The sequence below is a fragment of the Paenibacillus sp. J22P143 genome (genome assembly GCF_059692035.1).
In genome coordinates, this window is the sequence record NZ_JCAUAQ010000004.1 from 77,171 (window position 1) to 97,466 (window position 20,296).

Genomic DNA, 20,296 nt, shown 5'->3' on the forward strand with positions numbered 1-20,296 from the left:
AAAATGCTTTGAAAATAATTTTCATTTTATTTTCAAAAGGTTCACATTAAGAATAAAAACCAACCTCTTAACGAGATTGGCCGTCATTTTTAAGTAGAAATTGCGCTTTGAGTGATTTGTGATAACCGTTTACGAATTTCCTCAGCCCACGGCTCATCCCCTAGTGATTGTGCTAGTAATAGGATGTCCAAAAGCTCATTGATTCGTTCCTCAACAATTTTCTCCATCGAATCATTCATACGCTCTTTTTCTGTAACTTTCAATAGCAGAAAGGCAACCTCCGAAACTTCATGGAAGGAGAATTGCTGCTTCTCTGGCTTACTTCCCAGCCTACCGATCAGACCGGTAAGTTCAGGCTTTACATGAGGTACGACCTCACTTCGTCCACAGGCCTCACAGGAATAGATAGGAACATTCTCAATATCTACTTTACTTTGATAAATAACCGTACGCAGACGAAGGTTCATCGTGCGTCCGCACTTACAATACTTTTGCATACTAACACTCCTTCACTGACAGGCGGCATGTACATAAATTGCTTGTACTAAGTTATTCTACGATACCATCAGATTTCCTTCTGAAATATGCATAGTAGTTTTTGCCACCTCTGGAAGTGAAATGTTACTTTGCCTATTGTTTACTGAACGCGATGACCTCTTCCACAAAACGTTTGGAAAACGCAGGAAGATCTGGCGGTCTGCGCCCAGAAATGATGTTGCGATCAACAACCACTTCTTCATCGACCCAAGTTGCGCCAGCATTTTCGATATCATCGCGAATACCTGGCGTGGACGTCATGGTATAGCCATCAACAATTTTAGCTGAGATTAATACCCAACCTGCATGGCAAATTTGTGCAATAGGCTTCACGTCCGCATGAAACTCCTTAGTGAGTCTTAGAACGTCTGCATAGCGACGAAGTTTATCTGGCGCCCAACCGCCTGGTACGTAGAGGCCAACATAATCAGAAGACTTCACTTCATCGAAAGCATAATCAGTCGTAATGGGAACACCATATTTCCCGTGGTATACCGTTTTGGTTTTAGGCCCTACGATATCAACAATAGCTCCCGCTTCACGCAATCTGTAAACCGGGTACCACATTTCTAAATCTTCAAATTCTTCATCAACAAAGGCAAGAACCTTCAGGCCAGCTAATTCCATACTAATTACCTCCTACAATAGATTCCGTTTGTTCCGTTTGAGCAAGTAGTTCCAAGATTTCATCACTGGTTTTGCAAATTAAAATGCGATCAACTAATGCTTTGCATGTCGCGGCATCACTGCTGAGTAACCGATGCTTGACCTGTAAGAGCGTCTGGACGGATATGCTCAGCTCTTCAATGCCAAGTCCTAGCCAGATCGGCAGCGCCCGAATATCTCCCGCCATTTCCCCGCACACGCCTACAGGAATGCCAACACGTTTACCTGCGTCGATCACGAGTTTAAGTAATCGAATAACGGCCGGATGATATGGATTATATAAATGCGCGATATTCTCGTTCATACGATCCACAGCTAAGACATATTGGACGAGATCATTCGTACCGATACTCATGAAATTCACTTCGCTTGCTAGTACATCCGCAATAATGGCTGCAGCAGGAACTTCAATCGTAAGTCCTACCTCAATATTGGCGTTAAAAGGCACACCAAGACTGCTAAGCTCCATCTTTGCTCTTTCTAAATGCGCTTTCGCTTGACGCACCTCATCTAAGGACGTCACCATGGGATACATGATCTTCACATTGCCATAATGACTAGCTCTCAAGATCGCTCTTAGCTGAGTCATAAATAGATCCGTGCGGTCCAGTGAGATACGTATTGCTCGATAACCCAGGAATGGATTATCTTCTTTGGCTAGCGGCATATAGTCGAGCTTCTTATCCCCGCCAATATCCAGTGTGCGGATCACAATGGGACGCCCTTTGAGTTGGATCGCCGCGTGACGGTAGACCTCGAATTGTTCGTCTTCACTTGGCAATGAATCACGATCCATGTAGAGGTATTCCGTACGGAACAACCCCACACCTGATGCGCCATTTCGCAACACTTGGTCAATCTCCATTACCGAATTGATATTCGCATGCAGATTCACAAAACTCTTATCTAACGTCAGCGGAGCCACATCTGCAATTCCTTGTAAGCTTTCTCTGAACTCCAGCCAGTTTTTCTTACGTGCCTTATACCGTTCAATTGTCGTCTTGTCAGGGTTGATATACAAGGTGCCTTCTTGCCCATCAATAATCAGGAAATCGCCATTTTGAATAGGACGCAGCAACTTCCCTTCAAGACCAAGCACATAAGGAACAGACATCGCTCTGGCCATAATCGAAACGTGTGAGTGAGTGCCTCCCAGAATCGTCAAAAGACCTAGCACATTTGTAGGGTCCAGATGAGCAAGTTGCGATGGTGTTAACTCTTTGGCAACTAGAATGTACGGATGATCAACTGGCGGCACCGTCGTGCTTGTATCCCCTAATAAATGCTTCAAGAGACGATTCCCAACATCCTTAATGTCCAGCGCACGTTCTTTCATGTATTCATCATCAATTAAATTAAACATGCCGACAAATTTATCAATGACTTCTTTCACCGCAACTTCCGCGGCTTTATATTGCAGCTCAATAATGCCTTGAATCTCATTCATGAAAATAGGATCTTCCAAGATCGCTAAATGCGCATCAAAAATATACGCTTGTTCTTGCCCAACAACTTCTTTGATCTCTTGCTTGATTAGTTCTAGCTCATCCTTTGAATGTCGAATGCCATCATACAACCGCTCGAATTCATAAGCTAAATCCGTCACATCAATCATTTTCTCAGGAAAATCCCATTCCCATGTTGGAATAACAAAAGCTTGCCCCATTGCGATTCCCGATGACGCACCTACACCTCTAATCATCCGTTCGTCCCCCCCTCGGATTTGGTTGGCTTAAGGACTACGGACATAACAGAGCCTTGGCCTTTCTTTACTGGCTTAAACGGAGCAAAGCTCCATGATTTCACAATATCTGGATTCGTAATAATCATTGGTGTTGCTAAGGAAGAAGCAAATTTCTTCACTTTGTTAAAATTGAACTTCACTAGGAGCTGACCTGCTTCTACGCGATCGCCTTCCTTCACCACCGCATTAAAGCACTTACCTGGTAAGCTGGACGTATCGATTCCGATGTGCAGCAGAACTTCAAGCCCTTCATCCGTTAAAATCCCTAACGCATGCATAGTCGGGTAAATATGCATGATGGTACCTGCAACAGGGGAAACCAGCTCACCTTTGTCAGGAATAAAAGCAACTCCATTACCGACTAAACGGGAAGCAAAGATACGATCAGGTACTTCTTCAATTGGAATCATACGCCCCTGCATAGGAGAAGTAAACAAGACAACATGAATATCTTTACGCAATACCTTCATAATTTCTTCACGTATAAGCTCTGAAAATGTTCCAAACACGACTTGAACATTGCCTCCTCCAAGACGTATGACGCCTGCTGCTCCTAAGTGTCGTAATGCCGTGATGTCCATCAAACGATCATTAACAAGCGTAAGTCGCAATCGGGTAATACAGGCCTCAATCTTCTTAATATTGTCTTTCCCACCAAGTGCCTGCAAAATTAACGGAGAACGATACGGGATGTCTCCTGCCCACTCTTCTAACGATGAGCCTTCTTCCCTTCCAGGTGTAGGAATTCGAAACTTCTGAATCGCCCATCGGAATAAGAAATAATAAAGTAAACCATAAACCAACCCAATCGGAATCAACAATAAGCCATTGTGCGACAAGTGCAAATTAATAATGTAGTCAATAGCTCCAGCTGAATAGGAGAATCCATGGTGAATATTTAACTCATAGGCTATCCACATTGCAACGCCTGAAAGGATGGCATGGATAATAAACAAATAAGGAGCCACAAAAAGAAATGCAAATTCAATCGGCTCTGTCACGCCAGTTAAAAAGGAAGCCAATGCGGCCGTTAAGAAAGTAGCCTTGATTTTCGGCTTTAAGTCTTCCCTCGCTTCTCCGATGATCGCGAAAGCAATAGCCGGTAAAGCAAACATCATAATCGGGTACAATCCTGCCATATACATACCTGCTGTCGGATCACCTGCGAAAAACCTTGGCAAATCACCGTAGGCATATTGACCAGAAGGTGTCTCGTAAGCCCCAACTTGAAACCAAAAAAAGTTATTCAAAATATGATGCAGGCCAGAAGGTACTAGCAGGCGATGAGCTATGCCATATATGAATGCACCAAAGCCGCCTAACCCAAGTAATCCACTTGTAATTTTACTCATTTCCGTCTCTAAATAAGGACCAATGCCGATCATAATATACGAGACGATAAGCGTTGATAGCCCCATGACGAGCGGTACCATCCGTGGTCCACCGAAAAATTGTATGTACTCCGGGAGTTTAATCCCCTTACAGCGATGATAGATAATCGCGGCAAGTAAGCCAATCAAGATCCCGCCAGAAACGCCTAATTGAAAATGTTGGCCTAGCCCCTGCTCGATAAGTCGGGTAAACATAAAATACCCCAACATGGCAGATAAACCAGCTATTCCGGCACTTTCCGTTAAACCCAAAGCCACACCGACAGCGAAGATAATGGCTATATAATCAAAAATTGTATTTCCAGCCAATGACAGCATTTCCCCAAAGCCTGAAGCATGTATGACATCCCAAGGTAAATCCCCTAGACAAAGCAGCACAGCAGCAATAGGAAGCGCAATGGTAGGCAGCATTAAGGAGCGGCCAAGCTGTTGTAAGTTCCCCATCCAGTTCAAACGAATGCTACCTCCTTAAAGTTTTCGTTAGAAAGAAAACTGACTTCGTAAGCATCTACCTTAGCAAATTCGAAGAGTATCTTCCACATAATCATAAGATTCTCTTATCAAATCGTAAAGCTTGTTCGTCCTTTTGTCAAAAAAAATAAGCGAATCGCATATACGAATAGGGTTTCCATACATAGTAAACGCAAAAGTTGACTAAGTAACTAAAATGCTGTCATACTAAACGTGTACCCCATTTCATGATCCTCGGAGGAGATACTCTTATGTCTTATGATGTTATTATTATTGGTGCAGGTCCTACCGGCGCAAGCGCAGCTCTTTTCACTTCAAAAGCTGGCAAGAAGACGCTCGTGATCGACAACGAACAAAGCGTTACGAAACGCGCGTGGATCGAGAACCATTATGGTGTTGAAGCCATTGGTGGACCTGATTTAGTTGAAATTGGTAAAAAGCAAGCTGCTAAATTTGGAACGGAATTCGTCCAAGGAAAAGCGACTCAGCTCGTCAAAAGCGAGGATGGCTTTCAAGTTTCCACTGAATATGGTACATATGCAGGGAAGCATGTGATTCTAGCTACAGGTTTGTCCGTTGAGCTTGCAGAAGCAGCCGGCATCACGACAAAAGCAGGTACAGAACCGCGAATCAAAGCGATCGTCGACTGCGACGCGCAAGGCAATACGAGTCTGAAGGGTGTATGGGCAGCTGGCACGACAGCTGGCGTCAGTATGCATACGATCATTACGGCTGGCGATGGCGCCAAAGTTGCAATCAACATCATCAGTGAGCTTAATGGTGCGCGCTATGTCGATCACGATGTTTTGAAGGCTTAGTTCCCACTTATGAGAAAACCGCTAATCGATTCCCTGCAAAGGATATCGATTAGCGGTTTTATTTGATTTATGCGGCCTGCATTAATTGTTCCGCGGGTTTAGTATCGCATCTTCCACTTTGATACAACGATCCATAATAACCTCTACGCCTGCTTCACTTGCAATTCGCCCAGCTTCTTCATTCACGATGTCTAATTGCAACCAAAATACCTTCGCACCAATCTTGACCGTTTCTTCGGCCACAGGCACAACTTGATCGGCACGACGAAACACGTTCACGATATCCACGGGCTCAGGGATGTCCGATAAGGATGCATAGCATTTCTCGCCTAGAATTTCATCGGCATTCGGATTGACAGGGATAATTCGGTATCCTCGGCTTTGCATGGCTGCTGAAACCATATAGGAAGTGCGATCTGGTTTATCCGATAAGCCAACTACAGCAATATTCCCTGCTTTGGCAAGCAATTCCTTGATGTGTTCCCTGGACGGATTTTCAAATGTCATGCGGATCGCTCTCCTATTTATTCAAGTAGGTTAGACCTTGTTTGCCCATAGCTGTCCAAGTGTCGACAAATTGGGCTTTGTTTACTTTCACTTGCTTTTTCCCGCTCAAGGGGTCGTTTAAGTAGACATTTGTTTCATCAAATCCAACAAGTACAACGGCATGTTCGGAATAGGTCGTCTTTAGTGGACCGATTGGTGTATCCCAGGTGACCCATTTGTATGGTTGATTATAATCAATCGTCGTCCAAACTATGACCGGGATACCATGCGCAACTTGCTGCTCATACAAATCAAAAGCTTCCCCCGTTATATCAATAGCTTGAGGAATATAGTTCTTCAGAAGAGGAAACAATCCGGCATGATAGATGCCAAAGCCTCTTTTCTGTCGCGAAACGTCACCAACGAAGCCTGTGTTGGGATTTCCCCAATATACGATGTTACCGGAGGAATCAACGGTTGCTGGTGTGGAATCTGTAGGCATTTCGGCAACAAGCTCCATCTTCGTCTTGTTTAGCCCGTAGAATTGCAGCAGCATCGTGAGACTTGTGACCTCACAGCCCGCTGGCAATTCAGGCAGCTGTCCAACGATGGGGACATCCAGCAACGCTGATTTTATTGGTGCATGCGTGGGCGAAGGTGTCGGTTTGACAGTGACATTCGTCGATGCGGCGGGTTTATCACCTGCTAAGACTACTGGACCAGACGCGAATAAAGCTGGCTCTTTCCCCGTTGCCTTCGCATACAGCAATACAGCAAATACACTGCTTGCAAATGTAAGACCTGCTACGAGAAATAATCCAAACGTCACCTTCAATCCTTGCCAAATAATCCTCATGCTGACTCACCCATTCATTGTAATTGAGATTCTAAGACTCGCTCACAAGCTCAACCTGTGCGCCGATCGAGCGCAAGTGATCGAAATATTGTGGATATGACTTGGCCACATGATGAGCATCCCGAATCGTTAAACCCTTTGCAGAGCGAAGACCAACCACAGTTAATGCCATAATAACGCGATGATCGAAGTGCGCATTAATTTCTACGCCGCCTTCAACACCTTGTGGCTTACCATGAACAATAATTTCACTCTGACGCTCTTCTACATCAGCTCCAGCTTTACGAAGCTCATTCAAATAATCTGTGATCCGATCACATTCTTTATACCGCAGGTTCTCAACATTGTAGAAACGCGAAGTCCCTTCCGCAAAAACAGCGGCTGCAACCATAGCTAATACAGCATCTGTAAAATGATCACCATCAAATTCACCGGCAACAAGACGTTGGTTTCCACGAACATGAACAACACCATTGTCATGAGTGAGATTAACGCCCATGGCCTTCAGAACATCTACACAAGCCTTCTCACCTTGCTTGCTGTTCTCCTCCAAACGAAGCACACGCACATCCGAGTTGGTAACTGCAGCGGCAGCAAGAATAGCTGCGGAGCCCGGGTAGTCACCTTGGATGACATATTCTTTGGCTTCATAGGATTGTCTTCCTGGAATACGATAATGCATTAAATCTTCACTTGCATGAACAACGATACCTGCCTGCGCCAATACCTCAAGCGTTTGACCAACGATTATTTTAGATTTCAAATCGTGCAAAACTTCAATTTCACTATCTTCTTCAAGTAAAGGCGTCATAAACAAAAGGGAACTCAAAAACTGTGAGCTTACATTACCGGAAACAGTAATTTTACCACCGCGAGGTTGTCCACCTTTAATCGTTATCGGCAAACGGCCGTTATTATGTTGTACTTCCACACCCATTTGTTGCAAAGTATCAATTAAATCATCATGAGGACGTTTACCCAAAGATTCCGGATACGTATTAACGAATGTCACATCCGGGCAAAAGGCAGCCGTAGACATCAAAAAGCGAAGCACCGCACCTGCATTACCTACATTCAATTCAGACACATGCTTAGGATTCTTACCAAAGCCTGTGATCACAATTTTTTCATCATCTTCTTCAATAATGGCGCCAAGATCTCGCACACAGCGTCTCATGGCATCACTATCTTCACTATGAGCTGGATAATAGATTGTGCTAGTCCCATTCGCTAGTGCACCGATTAGCAAGTAGCGAGTTGTGTAGTTTTTGGAGGATAAAGCATTAATTTCCCCCTGAAGTTGGGCGGTTGGTTTTACGATGGCTTTCATGTCGTTTGATAACTCCTTCGCAAGTAGTTTTTATGTAGTATCCGGCCTGATGAACGTCAGAAAACAATTATCAGTGGGATGATAGAGATCCTAAGATTTATTGACAGTGTACCATACGAAAACTAACTTGGAAACCTACTTCCCTTGTAAACCAAGCGAAGAAAAGCTAGATTAAGTAACGCTACGTTTGACATCCGGTCGTTATATTTCTATCATACTAAGTAAGGAGAATTCTTCCGAAATCACAAACATGGAGGCATCATCATGGATACGATTCTACCATCCGAGATCAAAGCAAGACTTGCTCAAGGAGAGCAATTAACGCTCGTCGACGTTCGCGAAGATGAGGAAGTAGCCGAAGGCATGATACAAGGCGCTATCCATATCCCATTAGGACAATTACCAGACCGTCTGAGCGAGATCCCTCAAGTCGAAGAAGTCATCTTAGTCTGCCGCAGTGGTAATCGCAGCGGACGTGCACTAAGCTATTTAGAAGCCACTGGCATCAAGGGACTCAAAAATATGTCCGGCGGCATGCTAGAGTGGGAGGACTAAGCTGAATAGCTTGTCTTCTCGGTCTAATGAAGCCCAGCTTGCTGAATGATAAGATCCGCAATTTGATCCTCAGTCAGTTCAGTCGTGTCTATAGAGATATGTGCGAAATCATAGGCATGCTTTCTTTGTTCCATAAGTGTATGTACGCGTTCTTCCAAATTACCTTGCAGTAACGGACGATTGGTATCTGCGCTAACTCTTTGGATAATCGTTTCTGCTGTTGCGTTCAAAGCGACGACAAAGCCATGCTGCAGCATGCATGATCGGTTGGTCTCTGCAAGTACCGCGCCGCCGCCCGTTGCTACAATTTGCCCTTCACTATCTAATATATGAGCCAACGTCTCTGTTTCCAAAGCGCGAAAATGAGCTTCACCCTGATTCCGAAATAACTCGGAAATACTTGTCTGTTGCACTTCTTCTAGTACAGCATCAGAGTCACAAAAACTCCACCCTAAACGCTCTGCAAGCTTCCTGCCTACGGTTGATTTTCCAGTACCCATGAATCCTACAAGGACTATATTTCTTACTGTCACACAAATCCCCTTTTCTCATATGCTAGTCATACAAACTTTCCCAACATCATACCATAGCCCTTCCAACATGAATACAATCCACCCAAAAATCATATAGTAGTGTGAATAAATTCTAGCACAAACAGTAAAGATTTTAGAGAGACCACGCCGATAAGGAGAGATGGAGCTTTGAACCCTTCTGTTTTGAACCAAACTGTCGCCTTTACTAATCGCACTCAACGCAAACTGGAGCAGATTTTGCACCCAAGCTATACGCTATGCAAAGAGGATGTCGTCTGGATTCTTGAATTTATTAAGAAAAAAGTGGCTGAAGAAGACCCGTTGATGCAAGGTCTCACTCAACCACGATTATTAAGAAATTTTCGTTATTTTGCCGAAGTCTCTCTCATGCTCATCCATCGTCGTAATGGCTTCGATCAAGAAGCTGACCGACTCAAGATGTGGTTAAGAGAAGCCGCCTATGGCCTGCAGGAAGAGGCTTAACGCCTATTCCTATTCATTACCCATCCAGTTATAGTGGAAGGATCCTTCTTTGTCCACACGTTGGAACGTATGGGCACCGAAGTAATCACGTTGCGCTTGCAACAGGTTAGCCGGCAATCTTTCTGTACGGTAGCTGTCATAGTAAGCAAGTGCGGATGCGAAGGATGGTACTGCGATACCGCGAGTAACAGCTTCTGCAATGACTTGTCTCCATGATTGTTGGTAGTTATCAACTACACCTGTGAAGTAGGAATCCAGCAACAAGTTTTTCAATTCAGGATTGCGGTCATACGCATCCTTGATATTTTGAAGGAAACGAGCACGAATGATACAGCCGCCGCGGAAAATCATGGCGATGCTGCCGTATTTCAGATCCCATTTGTATTCTTCGGAAGCTGCTCTCATTTGAGCAAAGCCTTGCGCATAAGAACAAATTTTGCTGGCATAGAGAGCTTGACGAACAGCCTCAATAAACGCTTTGCGATCCCCTGTAAATGCTGGAGCATCAGGTCCTTTGAGTACTTTGCTTGCTGCTACGCGTTCTTCCTTCATCGCGGAGATGAAACGGGAGAATACGGATTCTGTGATGATGGAAAGCGGCACGCCAAGGTCCAGAGCACTTTGACTGGTCCATTTTCCTGTTCCCTTTTGTCCTGCGGAATCCAAGATCACGTCAACCATTGGTTTACCTGTTTCAGCATCATATTTCGTGAAGATATCACGTGTGATTTCGATTAGGTAGCTATCAAGCTCCCCGTTGTTCCACTCTGTGAAAATCTCATGAAGCTCTTCTGTGCTTACGTTAAGAACATCCTTCAGCAATTGGTAAGCTTCGCAAATCAGCTGCATGTCTCCATACTCAATGCCGTTATGCACCATTTTTACATAGTGGCCAGCACCGTCAGGTCCGATATACGTACAACAAGCATCTTCGCCAACTTTAGCAGAAATAGCTGTTAGAATAGGCTCTACTAATTTATAAGCGTCTTCTTGCCCGCCTGGCATGATCGCAGGTCCTTTAAGCGCGCCTTCTTCACCGCCGGAAACACCTGTTCCAACGAAACGAATACCGTGTGCTTCAAGCTCTTTGTTACGACGTTGTGTATCTGGGAAGAATGCATTTCCTCCATCGATCAAAATATCGCCTTTATCCAAATGCGGAAGCAATTGGTTGATTGTATCATCGGTTGGACCGCCAGCTTTGACCATGATCAAAATTTTGCGCGGAACTTCAAGGGATTGAACAAATTCTTCAACGGTGTATGTACCTACAAGTTGTTTACCTGGTGCTTCTTGAAGAAGCTCCTTCGTTTTCTCAGCAGAACGGTTGAATACGGATACCGTAAAGCCTCTGCTTTCAATGTTTAATGCTAAGTTTTTCCCCATTACTGCTAAACCTACAACACCTATTTGTTGCTTAGACATGTCTCTCATACACCCTTCCGATATATAAATAGTTTAAATCGTCATCGCGCCAAAACCGCCGTCTACTCTCAAAACTGTTCCTGTCACAAAGCTCGAAGCTTTCTCTGAAGCCAGGTACACCGCAGCACCTTGAAGCTCTGCAGCTTCACCAAATCGATTCATTGGCGTATGACGCATAATGGATTCGATCCGGTCAGGCGACAAAATCTTACGATTCTGCTCTGCTGGGAAAAAACCAGGAATAATCGCATTCACACGAACGCGACTCGGAGCGAACTCACGAGCTAGGTTCTGTGTGATATTATTCACAGCAGCTTTGGAAGCGGAGTAAGTGAACACACGAGAAAGTGGTGGATCAGAAGAAACGGATGAAATATTAATAATGCTTCCGCCTTCACCACGTTCAACCATGTATTTCCCGAACACTTGGCAGGCTAGCACGACGCTTTTCAAATTGACCTCCATAATAGAATCCCATTCTTCCATGGAAATGTCAAAGAAAGGTGTCGCACTATTTTTACCTGGACAATTCATTAGAATATCCGCACTGCCCGACCAAGCGATAACATCCTGGAGAACTTGTTCTATATCCTCACGTTTCGTTGCATCCGCTTGGAAGGTCTGAGCTTCGCCGCCAATAGCAGCAATGCTCTCGCGAACCTGCTCGCTTTTCTCTTGATTACGCCCAACAATAGCGACTTTAGCGCCATGTCCAGCCAAGGCTAATGCCATGGAGCCACCAAGTGTACTATTCCCGCCAATAATTACTGCTGTTTTCCCAGAAAGATCGAATAAGTTCATTGTCGTCATCCTCTCGATTGTTGTTGCTTGGCAAACACTGAATTATGATTGAGGACTCCGAAGGTGCTGACCTTGAAAAGCGGTGATCGCGTCGAATTGATCTTTTAACTGATGATATACGCTCGTATAAATAGATGTCAATTGTTGATAGACGCGATAATCGTTTTCATTCACCTCGTGAGCCTTGCCTACCCCAATCCATTTGTGTGCATGTGATAAGTCTTCGATCTCGCCCATCGCGAGTAAACCAAGCAAAGCTGCACCAATTCCTGAGCTCTCTATGGAGTCTGGAACGGTAACTGCCGTACCCAGCATATCGGTCATCATCTGACGCCAGAACTCCGAGCGAGCGAAGCCGCCGGATGCGCGGATAACTGTAGCTGGTCCCATCATCCGCTCCAACGATGTGGCCACGGCTTGAATGGAAAACATGACACCTTCTAGGGCAGCACGGATCATATGCTTTTTCTGGTGACTGAGCGAAAGTCCGAAGTAGACACCGCGTGCATTGGCATTCCAATACGGAGCTCGTTCACCAGAAAGCAATGGCAAGAAGAGCAATCCATCGGAGCCTGCTGCCACTTCAGCAGCAAGAGCAGTCAGATGATCGTAAGGATCCATGCCCATCCGTCTAGCTTCTTCAGCCTCCGCAGTCGCAATCTGATCTCTCACCCAACGGAATACGATGCCTCCGTTGTTAATCGGTCCACCAACGACCCAGAAGTTTTCGGTTAACGCGTAACAGAATAACTTCCCTTCGGGGTCCGTTTGCGGCTTGTTCACAACGCTGCGCACAGCGCCGCTCGTGCCGATCGTAACGGCGACAACCCCAGGTTCGAAGGCACCTACGCCGAGATTGGCAAGAACGCCGTCCGAAGCGCCGACAATAAACGGCGTGTCCGTGGACAAGCCCATCGTCGCAGCATAAGTAGGGCTTAATCCTTCAACGCGATGCGTCGTTGGTACTAATGTGGACAGCTGCTTCGGTGTAACCCCTGCATAATCAAGTGCTCCCGCGTCCCAATCCAGCTGCTCCAGATTGAAAAGTCCTGTCGCACTCGCCAGTGAATGGTCGATGAGATACTGACCGAACAGCTTGGCAAACACATACTCTTTAATCCCAATAAATTTATAGGTATTTCGAACAAGCGCTGGTTCATGCTCGCCGAACCACTTCAGTTTCAGAAGCGGTGACATGGGATGAATCGGTGTGCCTGTTCTCGCATAAAGCTGTTGTCCAAGCCCGCTGAGCTTCAAATCCTCTGCATACTGCGCGCTTCGATTGTCTGCCCAAGTAATACATTGGGTTAGCGGATTCGTATGCTCGTCCACAGCGATTAGGCTGTGCATCGCTGAGCTGAAGGACACGCAAAGAACTTGCTCCGGAGTAATACCTTGTTTGCGTACAACGGCACCAATTCCCTCTACGACAGCAGCGTAGATTTGATTTGGATCCTGTTCTGCACGATCCGCAGCAGGTGTGAATAACGGATACTCAATGGAATGGGAAGCAAGCACGTGTCCGTCCCGATCAATGACAAGCGTTTTGGTGCTTGTAGTTCCAATATCGGCTGCGATGATATATGGCTTCTGACTTTCCGTCATTTGCAAATATTCCCCTCTGCATCGAATGAGAGCTCAAATGGCTCTGATAAAATCTCAATATCCGGATGCTGACGAGCAGCGTCAAGGAGGTTCACTGAGATTTCAATTTCACCAAGGTGAAGTGTGTCTTGAATACGAACTAGCTTACAGGTTGTGTAATCTAAGATATTACAAGTCTTCACTGCTGCTTTGATGGCATAGAAGTCATTCTCTAAGGTAGTAGCAATCTTCGTAGGTGCACATACCGTTGACGTTAACCCGTTGGCATAAGTGAATTCCAAGTTTGTTTTATCAACAAGTCGTTGTGTCGTAAAATCAGCCGTACCCACACCATTTGCATTACCTTTGGTTTCATGTGTCAAATCGAGAACAACCATCTTCGAAACTTCTGGCCCGCCATGTGCATAAGGCGTTGGATAACGTCCCGTCACGTTGGGATCCATACCATCGCCGCTAATATTTTTACCAATATAATCAATCACGAGCACATCGATTTCATCAAATAAAATTTTCGGCAAACGTGACTTTGCTTCTATTAGTAAAACTTCCTCGCGCGCTTCAATTTCCGCGGCAGGCAGTACCTCAACCTGACAGGTCTCATCGTAGGCATTCTCAACGAGGGCTACACCGAATACGATCGGCAGCTTCTCAATCATCAAATTCGCCATCGCAGGCACATTCTCAGCCATGTATTTAAAACCTAGCTGATGACAAGCTTCTGCGCCTTTTTGCTTGCCGAGACCAATTGCGATCATTTTCATGATGCCGCTCTCAATACGTCCCCGGAATGCCGTATGCGGCTTCACGCGGTTGATCACGACAATGGCATCCGCTTCTGATGCGATGCGATCCACATAAACCGGCAAACCATTCGGCAATTGATCGATTTTAACCACGTCCATCGAAGAACGAATTGGTGCGCCCATTGCTTCTTCCGTAATGCCGAAATGCTGGAGCACTTCAGTCTGGCCTTCAGCCGTTGCACCGCCATGGCTTCCCATACACGGGACAATGAAAGGATGAGCTCCTCTAGCTTTGATCGCATCCAAGGTTGTTTTCGTGAAGCCCGCGATATTGGCAATCCCTCTACTCCCAACTGCAACTGCGACTTGCTGTCCTGGCAAGATACTGGGCATAACGCCGCTGCTTTCAAGCTTATCGGCGAGCTCTTGCAAGGGATTTTCCAGAATGGAACGGTCAAACTTCTGGCGAATTTTGACCATTTGCGGAATCGGAATATCATGTAACAACTCTCTTAGAATACTCATCGACTTCTCCCACTTCCTTATGCTTGTAATGGTTGCACAGATTCACGAACAATTAGTTCAGTTCGCAAGAGCAACTGCTCAGTTTCACTCAATTTATTTTCTATATTACCTAGGAGACGCAGGGCGCCTTCTTTGCTAATTTGTTCAATGGGTCTCCGTACGGTCGTTAACGATGGCGTCACATACGCTGCGAAAACCGTATCGTCAAAGCCGACGACAGATATGTCTTTAGGGACTTGTAAACCCGCTTCAAACACCGCTTTAATAGCTCCTAATGCCATCTCATCATTGCAGCAAAAAACAGCTGTTGGTTTCTCTTCAAGACCCAAAAATTGTTGCATCGCCTTATGACCGCTTTCCAAATCATACAGTCCTGGCATGCGATACGCAGGTGGAATCGAGATCCCGTAATGCCCCATAGCTCGTTCAAAGCCATCCTTACGATTCTGTGCGGATTTAAAGCCTTTACGACCTTCGATTAGGGCGATCTTCTTATGGCCTTGATTCACTAGGAAGGCACCTGCAAGAAATGCACCTTGCTCCTCATCTGAAAGCACATTCAGTACACCAGCGGTGTCCACGGGCCGATTCAATACGACGAGCGGAATCCCTTTGCCTGCAATGTGCTCAATGATCGGTTGATCATCATCGCTCTGGCTGACAATGATGATGCCATCAAAGCTTTTCTTCGTGATGGAATGAAAGCTTGTGTAATCATCAATCCCTTTGACAATCAGCTGGTAGCGATCTCTGATCACCGAGTTGACCCCTCGAATTGCTTCGTAAAAGAAGCCTGCGGAAGTTCCATTGCTTAGTGTGGTAAAGAATAGCCCCAAGTTATACGAACGATCCAATACTAGACTCTTCGCATTATAATTCGGCGTATAATCCAGCTGTTCAGCGATGATGCGAATACGCTCCTTGGTCTCCTCTTGGATGAGCGGACTGTTGTTCAACGCTCTGGAAACCGTTGTGTGCGATACACCCGCGAGCTTCGCAATATCCTTAATGGTTGCGCTCATGCCTTCACCTCTATTTGAAGCATATCACATCTATGCACACGTTAACAATAGTATTTTTACCATGCAAAAAAACTCCCTTCTCAGGGAGTTCCTCACGTATTATTCTTTGAAAAAGGCAGGTAAATACCGACGATTTTGCTCTAGCATCTCATCCATCAATGTCTTGGCAACGGAAACAGAAGGTACTAGAGGATGATGAACGAGTGCCTGAAGGACGAGGTCACGACTTCCCGTGACAGCCGCTTCAATCGTTAATTGCTCATAGATTTTAACCGCATGGATAAGTCCCTTCACATGCTCAGGAACCTTCGTTAACCCCATGGGTACGGGTCCTTGACCTGTGACGACGCAATTGACTTCAATGCAGGCATCGTTTGGCAAGAAATCAATGATCCCATTGTTACTCACATTTAGCGTCTGAATGTCCCGTCTGTCATTATAGAGCGAGATCATTAGGTTCACTGCTGCCTCCGAATAATAAGCGCCACCGCGCTGTTCTAATTGTTTCGGTTTCTCCTGTAAATTAGGATCCTTATACAGCTCGAATAGTTCGTCTTCTACGCGTTTGACAACTTCTGCTCGCGTGCCGTTCTCCTCCATCGAAGCCAGCTGTTCCTGAAGCATCACGTCTTTCAAATAGAAATACTTCAGATAGTAAGAAGGCAGCGCTTCAAGTGAGCGCAGGAAATCGGCATCCCACTCGGTTGCGGGAACATTCTTACCGCTGTAATCTTCTCTTTTATCCAGAAGTTCACTCAGTTTATCTTCGCCGTTAATCTCAGCACGAGTCACCCAGTGAAGATGATTTAAACCGACGAACTCGGTATAGATCTGCTCTGGTGCAGCGTCATATTTCTTCATCAACCATTTGTGCAAACCGATTGGGGCATTACACAGGCCTATGCTTTTCACCTTCGAATGCTTATGAATCGCCTCTGTTACCATCCCTGCTGGGTTCGTAAAATTCAAAAGCCATGCATTCGGACTTAGCTCCTCAATATCCTTGCAAATATCTAAAAGCACAGGAATCGTTCTGAGCGCTTTCATCATCCCACCTGGCCCCGTCGTTTCCTGACCAATCACACCGTATTTATTCGGGATATGCTCATCCCATTTGCGAGCTTCTAATAAGCCAACACGCATTTGTGTACTTACGAAGTCTGCATCTTTAATCGCTTCTCGGCGATCTAAGGTTAAATATACATCGATTGGCAAGCCTGACTTTTCGATCATTCTTTTCGCCAGATTACCGACGATTTCCAGCTTATGTTTACCCGTTTCAACGTCAACAAACCAAAGCTCTTTGACAGGCAGCTGCTCGTAGTTCTTAATGAAACCTTCCACAATTTCCGGCGTATAGGATGAACCTCCACCAATAATTGCTATTTTCAAGGCACCTTTCATTCCTCTCACGTCCCATCTCTAGTTTATAAGTATGTCCTCATAATTTGAAATTGATTTAAGATTCGCGTAGGCTTCCTGACTTAGGGCATGTCCCTCTGCTTCCATCGCAAGCCAAACAGCGCCTACAACAGGTTCAACGCTTAATTTCACAACAGTAGCCTTTGGAGCAACAGCAAGAACTGCTTGTTCAATATATGGATGAATAAAGTTACCTTCACCTCTGGTCACTACACTCCCAGCAAGGACAACATCGAATTGTTCATCTTGCATGCGAAGTCGCTGAATTACCGCAGTCGCAGAATTGCCCAACTCTTCCCCTTGAATGCGTAGAATGCGCAGCGCCACTTCATCATCTAGCTTAGCGGCTTCAAATAATAGCTTGGTTACATGCAGTGGAATCGGCTTCTCATGATCCATGAAATCATCAAACATGTCATCAACCGCAGCATATCCTAGCCGCTTAAGTACGAGATCCGTTAACAAGGTAGGGCGTTCGCGTCCGTCCCATGCTCGAATAACCGAACGAAACGCTTCAACAGCCAATGTCCCTCCTCCGCCAAAATCGCCGAACGCATAGGTAAAGCCTCCGCATTGATAAAAGTCCCCTGAACGATTTTTACCAGCGCTATTCGTGCCGCTGCCACATATCAATACAACGCCGAATGGCTGTGAAGTGCCTGCACGCATCGCAATCATCGTATCGCAATCGATCGCATACTTGGCAAATCCAAGCTCCTTGATCAAGGGACGAAGCACCTCATAATCGATAGGCCGGTCAGCGCCTGCTAATCCGAAAAAAGCAAAGGATATGTCATCGCGAGTTAAATTTGCCGCTTGTAAGGCCATCTCGACTGAGCTGGTAATGTTGCTTCGCGCCCGATCAACACCTAGTTGGTGATTGCCATTGCCACTATGCCCTTTGCCAAAAACCTGTCCCTTCTCATTCGTTACAAGGGTATATGTTTTGCTGCCTCCTGCGTCTACGCCCAAATAGTACGTCATCTATGCTGTCTCCTTGCCGTAGTTTGTCTTACCACTAACTCTGGCATCAACTTTATCGTTTGATGTGTTTCTGTTACACCGTCAATCCAACGCAATAATTCTTCTATAGCTGAACGCCCAAGCTCGTTAGCAGGCTGACGCACTGTTGTTAAATGCGGGCGAAATTCGCAAGCGAATAATTGATCATCAAATCCTACGATCGAAATATCATGCGGGATTTGGTAGCCTACTGTTTTACATGCATCCATAAAGCCAAGTGCGATGTAATCATCAGCTGCGAACACCGCGGTTGGCATTTTCTCATTACGGATCCAAGTATCTGCAATTTCGTAACCAGAGGATATGCTAAACTCCCCTTGTTGAATCCACAAATTGTTCAAACCCGCTTCTTGCATGGCGCTAATGTATCCTCGTTCCCGTTCCGCACTACTCAAAAACGGTTGAGATCCTCGAATATGAGCGATTTCCGTATGCCCAAGCTCAATCAAGTGCTTGGTCGCCTCATAGCCACCCTTGAAATTATCTACAATGACGGAGGATACGGATTCATGTGTTTGCTGATTATCCAGGAGAACAAATGGGATTTTCTTTTTGCGCAATTCAGCAACATAGGCGTCTTCATTCGTTGGAGATACGACAATGAGTCCATCCACTCGATCCTCTTGAAATAATGAATTCTCGAAGGATGTAAATACGTCACTCGAGATCGATAAGGCAAGGAAGTAACCTCGCTCTGCCAAGCGATCATTCATTTCCTTAACTACGGCATCAAAGAAAGAATCATTGAGATTGGAGATTGCTACACCGATAATGCCAGTCTTTCCTCTTGCTAAACTGCGGGCAGCTGCATTAGGTTGGTAATCCAATTCTTTCATTGCCTGCAGGACCTTCTGTCTGTTTCCTTCGCGCACCGTACCAGCTTGATTAATAACACGAGAAACAGTGACCACAGATAGACCACTCTTCTTCGCTACATCGAATATACTTACTTTCATGTATTCAGCTCCTGTGATTCTCGCGAAAGTTTAAGCGCTTTAACTTTTATAAAATAATTATAAACGAAGCTTTTCAAATAAACAATACACGATTTACCATGCCCTAAAAACACACAAAAGAGAGTCCCGTATACGTTCATACAGGCTCTCTTTTATCCCAGCACACTATTCATTCTCACATCTCCAATAGAAGCATTTCTTGTCTCATTTCAATCAATTTGACTTTACTTTCCATCGCAGCCTTAGTATCCCCGGATGAGATGGCATCTTGCAGCGTAGCTAGTTCATAGTCAATCTCCATTCGCAAAATAGGGATGCGTTCATCCGTCCTCTTCGATCTTAGTGCTTGCATGACTTCTTCTACGGTCACAGCAGGCTCCTTCTGATACAGCACCTTATGCTCGATTCCGCTAATCTCCACCATACGGATAATTTCTCCGAACATAATATTCTCAATGAGAATTTGCCGATCCTTAAATCTTTTAACAACAGCATGACCGCGTGTATCTCCGATCAGCTTCTCCATCATTTCAGCAAGCTTCTCATCCTTAAATGAATAATTGCCAACAATTTTATACTTCTCGCCAATTCGTTCGAATTTCAGCTTAATCAGCTTGCGACCAGTTCGAATAGAAATGATAAACTGAAGTTCACTTTCATTCCAGTACAGCGAATATCCTTCTTGAATGAGTGCTTTGATGAAGTTCCGGATTAGCCGGCGATCAAATCGTAACTCTAGGTTGCAATACTCCACTTCATGACTCTTACTCACGGCAATCCCCTCCATAATTGGCGCAACACCATTTATTTAAATATTCAGACAACTTGTGTTCTTACAGTTATCTTATTATGAATTCTATGTTTTAGCAACTTGGATTATGGATATTTTTTTAAAAGAAAGCGC

Annotated in this window: 20 protein-coding genes; 3 read left to right on the forward strand and 17 right to left on the reverse strand. The window is 45.1% G+C overall.

Annotated features, from left to right (window positions below):
* Nucleotides 1-89: 89 nt before the first annotated feature.
* From AC58PQ_RS09480 to AC58PQ_RS09495, 4 genes are all read right to left on the reverse strand, one after another.
* Nucleotides 90-497, reverse strand: coding sequence for a hypothetical protein (locus tag AC58PQ_RS09480; RefSeq protein ID WP_497241709.1), 408 nt, complete (start codon nt 495-497; stop codon nt 90-92).
* Nucleotides 498-630: 133 nt separating this feature from the next.
* Entirely contained in the window at nt 631-1,164 is a 534-nt protein-coding gene (locus tag AC58PQ_RS09485; protein ID WP_497241710.1) for a type 1 glutamine amidotransferase domain-containing protein, read from the reverse strand.
* 1 nt (nt 1,165) lies between these two features.
* Entirely contained in the window at nt 1,166-2,905 is a 1,740-nt protein-coding gene (gene ptsP, locus AC58PQ_RS09490) for a phosphoenolpyruvate--protein phosphotransferase (protein WP_497241711.1), read from the reverse strand.
* On the reverse strand, nt 2,902-4,791 hold the full coding sequence (locus AC58PQ_RS09495) for a glucose PTS transporter subunit IIA (RefSeq protein WP_497241712.1): 1,890 nt from the start codon (nt 4,789-4,791) through the stop codon (nt 2,902-2,904). Before AC58PQ_RS09495 ends, ptsP begins: the two co-directional genes overlap by 4 nt.
* Before the next feature lie 269 nt (nt 4,792-5,060).
* Here AC58PQ_RS09495 and AC58PQ_RS09500 point away from each other — a divergent pair, with 269 nt between their 5' ends.
* Nucleotides 5,061-5,627 (forward strand): NAD(P)/FAD-dependent oxidoreductase, encoded by a 567-nt coding sequence (locus AC58PQ_RS09500; protein WP_497241713.1) that lies wholly within the window; start codon nt 5,061-5,063, stop codon nt 5,625-5,627.
* Between the two features lie 81 nt (nt 5,628-5,708).
* Here AC58PQ_RS09500 and AC58PQ_RS09505 read toward each other — a convergent pair whose 3' ends face one another.
* From AC58PQ_RS09505 to aroA, 3 genes are read right to left on the reverse strand one after another with little or no spacing between them, the layout of a single operon-like run.
* Nucleotides 5,709-6,134 carry a CoA-binding protein gene (locus AC58PQ_RS09505; protein WP_477590572.1) on the reverse strand — a complete coding sequence of 142 codons (426 nt, stop codon included), beginning with the start codon at nt 6,132-6,134 and terminating at the stop codon, nt 5,709-5,711.
* A gap of 13 nt (nt 6,135-6,147) precedes the next feature.
* Complete coding sequence (locus AC58PQ_RS09510) at nt 6,148-6,969, reverse strand: C39 family peptidase (RefSeq protein ID WP_497241714.1); 822 nt, start codon at nt 6,967-6,969, stop codon at nt 6,148-6,150.
* 31 nt (nt 6,970-7,000) lie between these two features.
* A complete protein-coding gene (gene aroA, locus AC58PQ_RS09515; protein ID WP_497241715.1) occupies nt 7,001-8,299 on the reverse strand; it encodes a 3-phosphoshikimate 1-carboxyvinyltransferase in 1,299 nt (432 codons plus the stop codon).
* A gap of 264 nt (nt 8,300-8,563) precedes the next feature.
* Here aroA and AC58PQ_RS09520 point away from each other — a divergent pair, with 264 nt between their 5' ends.
* Nucleotides 8,564-8,854, forward strand: a complete 291-nt coding sequence (locus AC58PQ_RS09520; protein WP_497241716.1) for a rhodanese-like domain-containing protein — start codon at nt 8,564-8,566, stop codon at nt 8,852-8,854.
* Between the two features lie 23 nt (nt 8,855-8,877).
* Here the strand turns inward: AC58PQ_RS09520 and AC58PQ_RS09525 are convergent, their stop codons facing one another.
* Nucleotides 8,878-9,387 (reverse strand): shikimate kinase, encoded by a 510-nt coding sequence (locus AC58PQ_RS09525; RefSeq protein WP_497241717.1) that lies wholly within the window; start codon nt 9,385-9,387, stop codon nt 8,878-8,880.
* Between the two features lie 168 nt (nt 9,388-9,555).
* Here AC58PQ_RS09525 and AC58PQ_RS09530 point away from each other — a divergent pair, with 168 nt between their 5' ends.
* Entirely contained in the window at nt 9,556-9,870 is a 315-nt protein-coding gene (locus tag AC58PQ_RS09530) for a hypothetical protein (RefSeq protein ID WP_497241718.1), read from the forward strand.
* Nucleotides 9,871-9,879: 9 nt separating this feature from the next.
* Here AC58PQ_RS09530 and gnd read toward each other — a convergent pair whose 3' ends face one another.
* From gnd to AC58PQ_RS09575, 9 genes are all read right to left on the reverse strand, one after another.
* Nucleotides 9,880-11,295: an NADP-dependent phosphogluconate dehydrogenase gene (gnd, locus tag AC58PQ_RS09535; protein WP_477590563.1), complete on the reverse strand. Its 1,416-nt coding sequence runs from the start codon at nt 11,293-11,295 to the stop codon at nt 9,880-9,882.
* A gap of 33 nt (nt 11,296-11,328) precedes the next feature.
* Nucleotides 11,329-12,096, reverse strand: coding sequence for an SDR family oxidoreductase (locus tag AC58PQ_RS09540; RefSeq protein WP_497241719.1), 768 nt, complete (start codon nt 12,094-12,096; stop codon nt 11,329-11,331).
* Nucleotides 12,097-12,138: 42 nt separating this feature from the next.
* On the reverse strand, nt 12,139-13,701 hold the full coding sequence (gntK, locus tag AC58PQ_RS09545) for a gluconokinase (RefSeq protein ID WP_497241720.1): 1,563 nt from the start codon (nt 13,699-13,701) through the stop codon (nt 12,139-12,141).
* Complete coding sequence (locus AC58PQ_RS09550; protein WP_497241721.1) at nt 13,698-14,969, reverse strand: nickel pincer cofactor-dependent isomerase, group 22; 1,272 nt, start codon at nt 14,967-14,969, stop codon at nt 13,698-13,700. The genes gntK and AC58PQ_RS09550 overlap by 4 nt, the downstream gene beginning before the upstream one ends.
* Before the next feature lie 17 nt (nt 14,970-14,986).
* Nucleotides 14,987-15,991, reverse strand: a complete 1,005-nt coding sequence (locus tag AC58PQ_RS09555; RefSeq protein WP_497241722.1) for a LacI family DNA-binding transcriptional regulator — start codon at nt 15,989-15,991, stop codon at nt 14,987-14,989.
* 99 nt (nt 15,992-16,090) lie between these two features.
* Nucleotides 16,091-17,395, reverse strand: a complete 1,305-nt coding sequence (locus AC58PQ_RS09560; protein ID WP_497241723.1) for a 6-phospho-beta-glucosidase — start codon at nt 17,393-17,395, stop codon at nt 16,091-16,093.
* Nucleotides 17,396-17,413: 18 nt separating this feature from the next.
* Nucleotides 17,414-18,397, reverse strand: coding sequence for an N-acetylglucosamine kinase (locus AC58PQ_RS09565; protein WP_497241724.1), 984 nt, complete (start codon nt 18,395-18,397; stop codon nt 17,414-17,416).
* Nucleotides 18,394-19,392 (reverse strand): LacI family DNA-binding transcriptional regulator, encoded by a 999-nt coding sequence (locus AC58PQ_RS09570; protein ID WP_497241725.1) that lies wholly within the window; start codon nt 19,390-19,392, stop codon nt 18,394-18,396. Before AC58PQ_RS09570 ends, AC58PQ_RS09565 begins: the two co-directional genes overlap by 4 nt.
* Nucleotides 19,393-19,567: 175 nt before the next feature.
* Complete coding sequence (locus AC58PQ_RS09575) at nt 19,568-20,164, reverse strand: YkzI domain-containing protein (protein WP_497241726.1); 597 nt, start codon at nt 20,162-20,164, stop codon at nt 19,568-19,570.
* Between the last annotated feature and the right edge of the window lie 132 nt (nt 20,165-20,296).